General features: G+C 39.1%; 9 protein-coding genes and 1 pseudogene. 1 reads left to right on the top strand and 9 read right to left on the bottom strand.

Annotation, left to right across the window (positions count from 1 at the left end):
- Positions 1-4: 4 nt before the first annotated feature.
- The 7 genes and pseudogenes from DESLBE_RS20355 to DESLBE_RS20325 form a co-directional block, all read right to left on the bottom strand.
- Entirely contained in the window at positions 5-2,263 is a 2,259-nt protein-coding gene (locus DESLBE_RS20355) for a glycosyltransferase (RefSeq protein ID WP_144678084.1), read from the bottom strand.
- 58 nt (positions 2,264-2,321) lie between these two features.
- Positions 2,322-3,053: an ABC transporter ATP-binding protein gene (locus tag DESLBE_RS20350; protein ID WP_144678083.1), complete on the bottom strand. Its 732-nt coding sequence runs from the start codon at positions 3,051-3,053 to the stop codon at positions 2,322-2,324.
- A 23-nt stretch (positions 3,054-3,076) separates the two neighbouring features.
- Complete coding sequence (locus DESLBE_RS20345) at positions 3,077-3,862, bottom strand: ABC transporter permease (protein ID WP_144678082.1); 786 nt, start codon at positions 3,860-3,862, stop codon at positions 3,077-3,079.
- Positions 3,859-4,683, bottom strand: a complete 825-nt coding sequence (locus DESLBE_RS20340; protein WP_144678081.1) for a glycosyltransferase family 2 protein — start codon at positions 4,681-4,683, stop codon at positions 3,859-3,861. The genes DESLBE_RS20345 and DESLBE_RS20340 overlap by 4 nt, the downstream gene beginning before the upstream one ends.
- A pseudogene (locus DESLBE_RS20335) lies at positions 4,680-5,126 on the bottom strand (glycosyltransferase); the annotation flags it as partial. The gene DESLBE_RS20340 and the pseudogene DESLBE_RS20335, both read right to left, overlap by 4 nt.
- 141 nt (positions 5,127-5,267) lie before the next feature.
- On the bottom strand, positions 5,268-6,407 hold the full coding sequence (locus DESLBE_RS20330) for a glycosyltransferase (RefSeq protein WP_144678079.1): 1,140 nt from the start codon (positions 6,405-6,407) through the stop codon (positions 5,268-5,270).
- Positions 6,408-6,433: 26 nt separating this feature from the next.
- Positions 6,434-7,825, bottom strand: coding sequence for an undecaprenyl-phosphate glucose phosphotransferase (locus DESLBE_RS20325; protein ID WP_144678078.1), 1,392 nt, complete (start codon positions 7,823-7,825; stop codon positions 6,434-6,436).
- A 382-nt stretch (positions 7,826-8,207) separates the two neighbouring features.
- On the opposite strand from DESLBE_RS20325, the gene DESLBE_RS20320 reads away from it, so the two are divergent.
- A complete protein-coding gene (locus tag DESLBE_RS20320) occupies positions 8,208-9,920 on the top strand; it encodes a cell wall-binding repeat-containing protein (protein WP_144678077.1) in 1,713 nt (570 codons plus the stop codon).
- Positions 9,921-10,095: 175 nt separating this feature from the next.
- On the opposite strand, the gene DESLBE_RS20315 is transcribed toward DESLBE_RS20320, so the two are convergent.
- The gene (locus DESLBE_RS20315; protein WP_144678076.1) at positions 10,096-11,250 is read right to left on the bottom strand and encodes a TolC family protein; all 1,155 of its coding nucleotides are present in this window, start codon (positions 11,248-11,250) and stop codon (positions 10,096-10,098) included.
- A 75-nt stretch (positions 11,251-11,325) separates the two neighbouring features.
- Positions 11,326-12,447 (bottom strand): TolC family protein, encoded by a 1,122-nt coding sequence (locus DESLBE_RS20310; RefSeq protein ID WP_144678075.1) that lies wholly within the window; start codon positions 12,445-12,447, stop codon positions 11,326-11,328.
- Positions 12,448-12,496 lie beyond the last annotated feature (49 nt).

Raw genomic sequence — 12,496 nt, 5'->3', positions numbered from 1 at the left:
TATTCTATTGTGATCTAAGCTCTCGAATAAGCCGCTTTAAAATTGGACTACCCTTTTTCGCAGTTAGTTCTCTCATGACGGAAAAAATACTTCGTTTAAATGTAACCAGTTCTCTAAAATAACGCATAAATTTATAGGCACTCCTAAAATCCAACTGCACACTTTCATATTCAATATACATTGTCATAAACTCCTCGCATACACCATCCAACAATTTAAGTGCTTCGGCTATTCGTGCCCTCTTTTCCATCGCATCAGGCTGTAACAGATCAGTGAACTCTTTATCAAGTGTTTCCATTAAGCAATTCAGGGTATACCCAGCTAAAATCTTTTCTCGGCATGCTTTCCCCATTTTCACTAATTCTATCTTGTTGCTTAATAGTTCGTCAATCGCATCCACATAATCTGTAATTTCTTCCTTTGAGAAACTTCGACTGTCAAAATCTCTCGCTTCATCTTGTCGGCATGGAATAAGTCTCCCCGTTTTATCATTTACAAGCTCATACTGACTGCCTACGTCAGCACTGACTACAGGCTTGCCCATCACCATTGATTCCAGGGTGGTAATTGATAATCCTTCCTTAATCGATGTCAATAAAAACAGATCGCATATTTTATAATAAGACTTAATATCGGCTTGTTTCCCTAGGATGTAAACGGTATTTTCTAAGCCTTCCAACTTAACCTTTTGTTGAAGTTCTTCGCTCTGCGGACCGCTACCCACAACAAGAAAACAAATATCTTTGTTCCGCTTTTTTACTTCCTTGGCGACTTCCAGCATTAAAAACGGACGCTTCTCTGGGGCTATTCGACATAAATAAAGCACAACAGGCCGCTTTTCTTCAATTCCCCATTGCTTCTTAATTCCGCTACAATCCACTTTATCAGGATCAAGCTCTGTTTCATCTACACCTGTATATATTACCTGAGTCTTTGACCTATCTTTGCCATAGCGTTCTATCATGATATTGCGTGTAAATTCATTCGTTACAAAGGTTTTTTCCAAAACACCATCTACTGCCGCCGATACTCGGGGATATCCCCCGGCTCTCCAATATTGCCCTTCCGCGTGCACACAGTCAATAATAGCCAACTCGGAAAACTGTGCTCTTAACCACGGAAGAGTATAATAGCCGTAGTAACTGCTGATATTCCATAAAATTTTAACGTTTCTTGACTTTATATAATAATGAATAAAGGCACTCCAATCGTTCATATCTAGAAAAGAAGGCAGCTCGAAGATATCGTCTGCATACTGAGCAAACTGTTGCCTCCACTCACTTTCGGCAGGAACGGTTGTAATGATGCCTATTTCATACTTTTCCTTGTTAATATTCTTGATGATATCCAAATTAAACTTATCTGCCCCACCGCACTCCATATGCGGCAAAAGCATCAAGATCCTCGTCTTTTCCTCAGCAAAAGGAAGGATTCTATCCCACTCCCACTTATGTGGCCTTGCAAATTCCTTGGTACGTTTACCACCAAAAGTTACGGCCCGGATTCCATCAGGAACATCCCTTACAAGCGATTGAATACGCATTTTTAGACTTTCTTTTAACTGCTCATCTTTTTCAATCTTTGCTAGTGCACCACTATTTAAGCGTCTATACCAAAACATAACCTGTTCAATATGGGCGGGATAATGGCCCTTAGCTAAAAGCTTCAACCAAAGCTGGTAATCTTCCCACATGTTTTTTGAGTTATCATCATATAACTCTTCTTCTAAAAATATATCCTTTCGGATCGCCGATACATACGGAAGTATATTTTCTTTCTTCATGGCTTCAGAACTAAATTCTTTCTGCCACAGGTATTCCTGCTCTTCAAAGCCAAGTGAATCCGTATATGCCCATGTTACCCCAGAATTCTGTTGTAACACAAAATAGGTATATTCAATATACCTTTTATCAATCAAATCATCCGCATCCAAGAAAACGATAATATCCGTCTCACTTACCTTAATACCAAGGTTCCGTGCAGCCGCAGCACCACCATTTTCTTTACGTAGAACTTTAATTCGACTGTCTCTTTGTGCCAGACTTTCTAACAGCCTTACATCCGCTTCATTTGTACTTCCGTCATTAACAATAATCCACTCAAAATACGGAAATGTCTGGTTTAAAACGCTATTAAATGTCTGCTCAAAATATTTCCCTGCATTATAATAGGCTGTAATCACGCTAACAAGTGGCTTCTCTTTTATCTCGCCATATCGCTTCCTTAAAACTTTTCCAGGCTCTAAGCTAAAGTTAAATCCCATCTTTTTACCCTCCTTCCTATCTTTGATTTTCAGCAATGCTTAAAAACAAGTCTCTTGCTTAGCTATTATTATACTGTTGGCAAACTTCATTAACCTCTCCATACATCACCATCTGCCCTTTATTTAACCAAACTGCCTTTTTGCATAATTCCATAACTTGTTCAATAGAATGTGAGACAAAAATTACCGTTGCATCATTTTCCGTAATCTCCCTAATCCTACTCTCACATTTTTTTTGAAATTTAAAATCTCCTACTCCCAAAATCTCATCCAAAATCAATATATCAGGACTGTTTGCTGTTGCGATCGCAAACCCCAAACGAGCAATCATGCCTGAAGAAAAATTTTTTATAGGCACATCGACAAAATCCCACAATTCGGCGAAATCAATAATTGAATCAAACTTTTTACGCATTTCAAGTCTACTATGTCCAAGAACAGCTCCATTGAGAAAAACATTCTCTCTTGCCGACAAATCCATGTCAAATCCGGCACCCAATTCTATTAATGGCGCAACAGAACCATAAACTTTAACTTCACCATTTGTCGGTTTCATGACTTGGGCTATTATTTTCAATAACGTACTCTTTCCCGAGCCATTAAGTCCAACAATGCCTATAGATTCACCTTTTTCAATATTAAAAGAAATATTCTTTAGTGCCCAAAACTCTTCAAAAAAGAGATTCCTTTTACTTAATCTAATAAGGTACTCTTTTAGATTATCTACTTGCTCTTTACTCCGATTAAACATCATTGATATATTATTTATTTCAATAATATTTTTACTCAAATGACTGCAACTCCTATCCACGGCTAGACATACAGAATAAATTTGTCCTGTTTTTTGTAAAAAGTATAAAGCCCTACTATAAAGAAGACAAATCCTATTAGAAAACAGGTGATGTTAGCCTCAATGCCAGGGACTTGATTTTGTAAAACGAGTGTTCTTAGATAAGTAATATAGTGATACATAGGGTTAACGGTGAGTATCCAACCCATTTTTTCACCTAATAACGAACCCGGATAAAAAATAGGAGTCAAATACATCCAGGCAAGGGTCACTACACTATACAAATGAGCTGTATCTCTAAAAAAGACCATCACCGTTGCTAGGATCAACCCTAATCCCGTCGTAAACATCACAAGATAAACTATTAACAGAGGGGTTAATAGCATTGCAGACCCATATGATACCCCCGTCACAGCCATAACTGCCATCATCGCAATATAAGCGAAAAAAAGATTTACTAAGCTTGACAATACTTTTGAAACAGGAAATAGATATTTAGGAACATATACTTTTTTTATTAGGCTTGCATTTCCAACAATAGAGTATAACGAATTTGTCGTAGCCTCTGTCATAAAGGTAAACACTATATTGCCAGCAAAAAAATATATAGGAAAATTTTCGATTTCAAATTTGAAAAGTTGAGAAAAAACAATTGTCAATACAGTCATCATTAATATTGGATTAAGCAATGTCCATAAAAGCCCTAACACGGAACGTCTATAGCGTATTTTTATATCTCTAATAACCAACTCATAAAGAAGATCTTTATATTTGATAAAGCCGGAAATCATAATCAAAAACTTGCTCATATTTCACCCTGTCTTTTAGAATCGTAATATTTTCTTCTCAACATATTTAACACTCTTATGGGTATTAGGCCTACAATCAGAGGTTTCAATGCATAAATTATACCTCTGGGCATAAGGCCTAAACTCCTAAAGCCCTTATATTTTACCACAGATTCAAGTAGGCGATATCTGTACTTTCTCCTTTTATAGGAGCTCTTATCTAGGCGGATAAAATATAGTACTTCTTTTAGGTTTGCACCATAATAGCCTTTCGCATACAGACGCATCATTAAATCATAATCCTCAGAACGGGTTACTATAGACTCTTCCTTATAACACTTTACATCCATCAGTGCTTTTTTCCGAAATAATAGGGATGCATGAACAAATGGAAGAGTAAATAAAAAGTCTTCTTTTTGAGGATATTCACAAAAGTAATATTTTTCTTCATTTATTCCTTTTAAATCACTAAAATATTGTCCTGATACCCCAACAAAAGTAAACTCAGAATTATTTTCAAGAAACTCAATTTGCTTTTCCAACCTTTTTTCATCCGAATAATCATCCGCATCCATTATGGCAATAAATTCTGCTTTTGCTTTAGCTATACATCTGTTCCTTGCCGCTGATGCACCCATATTTCTTGGATTTCTCAGCAAAACTATCCTATCATCTTTATTGGATATCTCCTCTAACGACTCATATATTCCATCAGATGAACCATCATCGCATATAATTAGTTCTAGTTCCTTGATACTCTGATTCAATATTGAATCTATTGCTAGTTCTATTATTTCTCTATTTGTGTTATATACTGCCATTATTACTGATACTTTAATCATGATTGCACCGACTTATAAGCCTCAATTACCTTTGGTTTCACTAGTTCAATGCTATACCGACATACATTTCTTAAATTTGCTTGCCCAACTTGCTCCCTTAGTTCTTTGTGTAAATAAAAAGCCTCTACTCGATTAACTAGGGCTTGCTCGTCTCCCAAATCATATAAACAATCCTCCTCCAAACCATCTAGCAGATCAATGTGGCCTTTTATCCGAGATGCAACAACCGAAAGACCACAAGCCATAGCCTCCATGACATTAAACGGTAACCCTTCACAGCGACTTGTTGAAGCTGCTAGATCACACATTACATATAGTGAAGCTATATCAGAGACGTGCCCGAAAAATAAAACACGCTCTCCATAGCCACCATCACGTGTTAATTCAAAATACTTATCCATCATTATCCCATCACCAGTAAGTAACAGTTTTGTATTTAACTCCTTGGTTGCTAGTACAGCAAAGGTTCATATTAACAAAACTACTTTATTATTCCAATTCTTGTTCTTGCAAAATTGCAGACTTAACAATGACTAACTTCCCTCTATTATTAAAAGATGGCTGTAGTAATTCATTAGATCAGTTCACTCATGCTTCCTGCTCCCTCCCCTAAATACCCGTTCATAGACACCTTCAATCACCGGCTCAACCCTCTCCAGTTGATAGACAAGAACTTTTTGCCTGTTGTTATCCCCTGCATTTTCACCTAAAGAGCTATCCTGAAAAAATGCCCGCATCAGATGTGTTAACGCTTGCTCATCCCCTAAAGAATAGAGATATTCACTACGTTCCCCTAACAAATCCATATGCCCCTTGATCTTTGATGCCACTACCGGCAAGCTGCAAGCCATCGCTTCCATCACATTGAAAGGCAGACCTTCACATTTGCTTGTGGTGACCGCCAGATCGCACATCTTATATATAGAAGCCATATCACGAACATAGCCGGGAAAGCAAACTTTTCCCCCAATCCTAAGCTTCCTCGCCAATTCCTGATATTCAGCCATCAATGCCCCATCCCCTGCCAGGATTAAGCGCATGGACGGTTCCTGAGATGATGCCATAGCAAAGGTCCGGAGCAGTTCCCTTTGGTTTTTTCGCTTGCTCATCTCAGCAGCGTAAACTATTAAAAAATCCGTAACATGGTACCCGGCGTCTCTTTTCAGCATTTCCTTCTCCCCCGGGTTCGCTACGGAAAATTTATTCAGATCAATGCCCATACCGGGAATACATACAATCCTCTTACCGAGTTGATATTGGATCGCAAGCTGATGGTCCACTTCATTCATTACCATCAGCATATCCGTTACAGAAGAAAGGTATTTCTCTGCTTCAAGATAAGCCATTTCAGCTAAACTTCCTCTACCATTGAAAAAATATCCATGAGAAGTATGCACGACTTTACCTCTGTATTGCTTTCCGGCTCGCTTTACCGCCAGACGGACAACCGCCCCTGCCAAAGCTGTATGAGTGCTGATTAGGTCATATCGGTTCTCAACAAGCAAACGCTGAACCGAACGGACTGCCTGTAAATTGCCGACAGCTGCCAAACTCTTTTCCAGAGGAAGCTCTATGACCTGATCCGCATAGGGAATAGGCCTGGCAGTCCCCCCAACAGCCACATCCACTTGCCAGCCCTGCCCTTTAAAATGCTTAAGATACGGCAAATGAAAATTCACAATATGTGACGCTGTTGAAGCACAATACAGAATTCTACCGCTCATTTTTCCATCCTTTGGCAATAATATTCTCAATAAGCATTCCTATTCACAAATCCCTTAAATATCGTCAGCGCCAAAATTTTCAAATCAAACATAAATGTCCAATTCTCAATATAGTAGATATCACACTCAATCCTCTTGCGAATCGAAGTATCCCCCCGCCAGCCATTAACCTGGGCCCAGCCGGTTATACCCGGCCGCACATGGTGCTTGACCATATAGCGGGGAATCTTCTCCTTGAATTGCTCTACAAAAAAAGGACGCTCTGGTCTGGGGCCTACTAAACTCATATCTCCTTTAAGGACGTTCCAAAGCTGGGGCAGCTCATCAAGGCTAGTTTTGCGAAGCATATTGCCAAGCCTTGTTTTGCGGCGGTCTTCTTTTGTCGTCCATTCCTGGTCCGATTCCTCAGCGGACTGGACTTTCATCGTCCGGAATTTGTACATCATAAAATTCTTCTTATTAAGCCCTACTCTCTCCTGTGAGAAAAGAATAGGCCCCGGGGAATCGAGCTTAATCCCAATGATTATGATGAGAAATAAAGGTAAACACAGGGCTAATCCTGCCAGAGATACCACAACATCAAACGCTCTCTTGCCAAAAGCCTTTAAAAAATTATCTAAAGGCACATGCCGTATATTGATAAGGGGAATCCCCTCCACCTCATCCATCTGAGGCTTGGCCGGGATGAAGCGGGCGTAATCCGGAACGATCTGAGTGCGGACACCGCTTTTTTCACAAATTTTGATGATTTTCCTGAAGACATCATACTCTCTGGTGCTGATGGTGATGAAAATTTCATCAATCTTGCGTTCTGTTATAATGTTTTCCAGATCGCTGATTCCACCAATTACGGTTACCCCAGCCAGATTTTTACCCACTGTGGTATTTTCATCCACAATCCCGATGATCTCATAACCAAGATAGTGATTCTCTTTGAGAGCCATAATCAGCCTTTTCGCTAATCTGCCTGTACCGATAATGAGAATATGCTTTTTGTTATACCCTTTTTTGCGGATATTGTTTAGTGCTGCCCTAAGCGCCGCCCGTTCGGTTATAGTAAGGATACTCGTAAAAATTACAAAATAAACAAGAACCTGGCGGGAATAATGAATCTCTTTAATAATATAAAGAAGTGTAAAAAGAATCATAGTGCTTAGCAAGTTAGCTTGTATAATTTTTCCTACTTCAAAAGATAAGCTCTTTCGTCGCCTTGGTTCATAAAGACCTAAAAAGTAATAGAGAAAGAAATGCAAAGGCACCAGGAGGACCAGCGTAGGGACATAGCTTTCAAATCTCAGGTGACTCCCTTCATAATTCGAGAACCTGAACAAATACGCAAAAACTAAGGCAACAACTACCATAACTAAATCAAGAATGACCTGAATCATATTCAGTGTTTTCTGGTTTTCCCTGATCATCTACTTCTCTCCGATAATATCGTTAATCCCAATACTCTCTCGTGTTCTAATACTTCTTTCCTATTCGACAATTATACAGAAAATCCTTTTAATTTTTGTGTGAGCTATTCACTCCACCGAAGGCTTCTGTTGTCGAACAATAACATTAAGTAGTATAAATATGACGTTTTTTAAAGGAATTAACATCTTAACGTAGAACTTCTAATTACAATATCGTTGTTTTCAGGGTGCCGAGGACAATAGATTTATCCCGATAAAGCCAAGGAAAACATATGGGGGGATTTAAGTTGAAATAAAAATTAATGTATATGTGTGCAAACTTTTGATGTTAAACGGTTTACTTTTAATAAAAACATTATTTAGTTAATTTAAGGAGGACCTTATGAAAAAAAAATACTCAACTCCCTTACTCTGCTTTCTGCTGATTTTTTCACTTTTATCAATAAGCATACCTGTATCAGCAAATACTGGTTCAACATCTGTAATTCTGGATAAAAGTACGATAGTCCTTACTATCGGCCAAACAGATACCTTAACCGCAACGGTTCTTCCCGCAGATGCACCTAACAAAAACGTGACCTGGATTTCTTCCAACCCCAATGTCGTCAAAGTATTTAACGGAGTACTCATGGGCCTCAGTGAAGGGACTGCTTATATTACTGCCATGAATCCTTCACCAAACAGCAATTATGGATCATGTTACGTCATTGTCAAGAAGCCCAATTCAGATATGAAGATCAATAAAACCTCTTCCACTCTCACCGTCGGCTCTACGGAAACTTTAACCGTTACTATTTCTCCCAGTCAAGCAGTACATTGGACATCCTCAAACACTGAGATCGTTCAAGTGTTTAATGGTGTATTGATGGCGCAAAAGGCTGGAACTGCCTTGATTACCGCCACAGCTGCGGATGGTTCCAACAGCGTAACCTGTATGGTCACAGTCACTGATGCTCCGGCTTCTATCACATTAAATAAAAGCAACCTTACCTTAGCTCTTAAAGAGTCAAAAACCTTAATCGCTACCGTATCACCACCACTTCCCTATAGTACTTATCTAATGTGGCAATCCTCCAATCCTGGCATAGTGGCGGTATCCGGAGGAGTAGTAACGGGAGTGAATTTAGGAACCGCCGTTATTACTGCTATTGCCTCAGATGGTTCATGCCGCGCTACATGTAATATTACCGTAACTGAAACCGGCCTTAATGCCAGCCGACTAGGTGGAGCAAACCGCTATGAAACTTCAGTTCAAATATCCAAAGAGGGTTGGCCAAACGGTTCACCCTATGCGGTACTCGCGACAGGGAATAATTACCCTGATGCCTTAAGCGCTGCCCCTTTAGCTCAAAAATACACTGCCCCTATTTTACTTACAGATAAAACACTTCCCCAGGTCACATTAAACGAAATCGTACGTTTAAACCCCTCACAAATCTTTATCTGTGGCGGCACAGGTGCTATATCTAAGACTATTGAAAATCAGCTTAACAGTATGGGAATTACCACCATGAGGCTTGAGGGTAAGGATCGTTATGAAACTTCTGTCTCTATCGCTAAGGAGTTAGGTGCCACATCAGGCGAATTAATACTAGTAAACGGTTATGAATGGTCTGATGCCTTATCCATATCACCTATTGCCGCTAAAAACGGCACCCCCATCCTATTAACAGATAAAGATGTTTTTCCCGATTCTGTAAAAACATTTGTGGGTTCAAATAACTTTTATAAAACCTATATTTTAGGCGGTACAGATCTAATAAGCAACCAAGTAAAAAATCAGCTTCCCGGTTCAGAACGAATCGAAGGGAGTAACAAATATGAAAGAAACATCAATATCCTCAAAAAGTTTGAAAGCAATCTTGATTTATCAAAAATATGTGTAGCTACTGGAGCTGATTTTCCCGACGCTCTTTCCGGTTCAGCTCTTGCAGCGAAGTTATCCTCCGCTATCGTATTAGTGGATAATAATAATCTAAAATCTGTAACCACCCAATATTCAACTAAATCTCTTAAACAAACCGATGATGTTTATGTTTTTGGGCTCCAAGGTGTTGTCAGCGATAATGTGATAAGCAAATTATTTGCCAAGTAATTTTAAAAGCTTTATAGCCGGATTTCCTTTATGGGATGGAATGGTAATGGATGCCCCGATTTTCCAAAACGAAAATCGGGGCTTTTTTAATACATAAACTGCTCCGCATAATATGCAAAACCTCTAAGAAGCGATGGCTCTTGAAGGAGAACCATCGCTTCTTAGGAACTAATTATTATCTTTCCAGACTATTTTCAAAGCTGGCTACCGCCGACATATAGGCGTTAATATTTTGCACCAAAGTATATTCATCATTAAGCAGTTGGTTTTGCAGCTGAATTATTTCAATACTACTTGAAACGCCGGCGTCGATTTTCTTTTGCATAATATCAACATTGATAGTATCCGCCTCAACCTGCAGCCTGGACGCCTTAATAGTATTTTCAAGTGATTTAATAGTGTTGTATGCCGTCCGCAGGTTAACTTCCTTGGTTACAGGCAAAGATTCCAAGGTTTCTTTTTTATTCTTAATACTAATCTCCAGCTGATCTGCCGAAGCATTGTCATAGTAGTTAGCGATATCATATTCTATTTGGGTTAATTCAATATCTTTTTCTTGGCGCTGAATAGTGTAGTCGTTCGCGATAGCATTTGCTATACGTTCTTCATGTTTAGAGTCGTCGAAAGGTTCATAGGGCAATAAAGAGGAGGTCAATACTGCATCCTGGTTAATATCTATTCCCAAATCTCGCTTTAAGGCAATCATGGCGGTTTTAATATTATTTTCGGCTGCTCCTAAACCGGCTTCCAGATAGCCCTTTTGGGCATTTAAGGCATATATTTGCGATTCAGTAAGCAGCCCCAATTCCATTTGGAGATTAACTTGACCAATCATAGTATCTACGTTTCTTAATTGAATTCGTAAATTATCCGCTTGCTTTTGCAACGCTAAAATATTTTGATATTGGTTAGTTGTCTGAACCTTTAACTCGCTTAATTGTGTTTCACGATCGTATTTGGCATTTTCTAAATTCCATAAAGCACGTTTATGATTCAGTTTATTTACCTTAGCAGAGTTTTCATCGACCTCTGTATATTTAGCATCATGTCTCGCCAGGGCTTGCTCATATTGTTTTTCATAAACAGCAATCTTGCTGTCAGTCAATTTCATGGTACTATTACCAGTCTCTATTCTGTTTAAAGCGTCTTCGAGAGAAAGATTGAGCACCGTGCTGACCGCATCTGAAGCTGAATCTGAAGTCACAGCAGCTTCTTCAATAGCCGTGTCTGATACTCCTGGAGTATCATCATTTGCAAGGATGGTATTGGATGTAAACACCATAGAAGCAGCTATAGTAATAGCAATTATTTTAAGAACTCGCTTTTTCAATTAGGCACCCCCGTCAATTAATTTATCTTTTTTGATTCCTGGATTTAATTAAATTAGTCATCACTATCATAATCATCAAGCAGCTCCATTAGCGGACTGGAATCCTAAGTCACAGGCCATCCCCATCATCATCTGCATAAACCAGGCATCTAATTCCGCGTTTTTCAAGTTAATATCTGCTTCAGCTTTAGCAATTCTGACGTTATTTAATTCCGGCAGAGTTATCATTGAGTTTTCGTATTGCACTAATGCAGCATTATAATTCAACTCAGCCTGCTTAGCCAGGTGCCGCATAGCATCTAAATTCTTCATACCAGCTTCCAGGCCGGTATACAGGTCGGTAATATTCATTTGTACATTGATTTTCGAAAGCTCCAGCTGATTTTCCGCTTTTTCGATCTCATATTCCTGTTCTTGCTCATAAAACTCTGAACCGATAGGGGACTTAACCAGTCCGTAAATTAGTTGTTCCTTTTTGCCATCAAGATCACCTTGAGCATTGAGGATTTCAACACGATTAGTCAAAGCTTTAGCTATATAATCCTCAAGGGAGCCGATTTTTTGCGCAGGAATGATATTATTGTCTTTCAATGCAGAATATTTCTTAGAAAGAGGTTCCCCCATCATCTGGTTTATCGTCATATAGGATGAGTCCATGCTGTTCTGAGCATTTAAGTAATTATAACGGGCTTGTTCAAAAGCTATCTCAGCCAGCCTTACTTCAGATTCCGCAGCCATCCCCTGTTCTTGCTGAGTTCGAATCTTTTTATAATCGTCGTATAGAGAACTCATTAACTCACTGCGGGTTTTGACCGCATAATCGCCTTTCAAAAGGTTAATATAACTTTGATAAGCAGAAAGCCGCATCGCATTGGTCACAACCGCTTGCTCCCTGACCGTTTTGTTAAGTTCATGCTCCATTAGCTTAGGGGCCAACACAATTGATTCTAGAAGCTCATACGAGTTAACGAATTGCACCATCCATTTAGCTTGATCAACCCCGCTTTTCACACCAGAATACGCTTTTTGCATCAAATTAACATATTCACCAGTGAGCTTTATAGCTTGAGAGTTTTCAACAGTTTTTATGGCTACTCTTTCTATATCCAAAACAGCATCCGTGGAAGCACGTGCCGGCTGGATAGTGCTGATCACTATAAAAGCAACGAGTAGAACCAATGAAAAAATCTTTTTCAAGTAAATCCTCCTTTTTCCTCTAACTGTCAGATTTTTCTGTATCTATAGC

Origin of the sequence: Desulfitobacterium sp. LBE, from assembly GCF_007830365.1 — a bacterium.
GTDB lineage: Bacteria > Bacillota > Desulfitobacteriia > Desulfitobacteriales > Desulfitobacteriaceae > Desulfitobacterium > Desulfitobacterium hafniense.
The sequence above is the reverse complement of the archived record's forward strand: the minus strand, read 5'-3'. Positions and strand labels throughout refer to the sequence as shown.

Bases quoted from the DNA above. Each gene is read 5' to 3' on its own strand.
- DESLBE_RS20355 (WP_144678084.1), bottom strand. From the start codon at position 2,263: ATGGGATTTAACTTTAGCTTAGAGCCTGGAAAAGTTTTAAGGAAGCGA.
- DESLBE_RS20340 (WP_144678081.1), bottom strand. From the start codon at position 4,683: ATGATTAAAGTATCAGTAATAATGGCAGTATATAACACAAATAGAGAA.
- DESLBE_RS20325 (WP_144678078.1), bottom strand. From the start codon at position 7,825: ATGATCAGGGAAAACCAGAAAACACTGAATATGATTCAGGTCATTCTT.
- DESLBE_RS20320 (WP_144678077.1), top strand. From the start codon at position 8,208: ATGAAAAAAAAATACTCAACTCCCTTACTCTGCTTTCTGCTGATTTTT.
- DESLBE_RS20345 (WP_144678082.1), bottom strand. From the start codon at position 3,862: ATGAGCAAGTTTTTGATTATGATTTCCGGCTTTATCAAATATAAAGAT.
- DESLBE_RS20330 (WP_144678079.1), bottom strand. From the start codon at position 6,407: ATGAGCGGTAGAATTCTGTATTGTGCTTCAACAGCGTCACATATTGTG.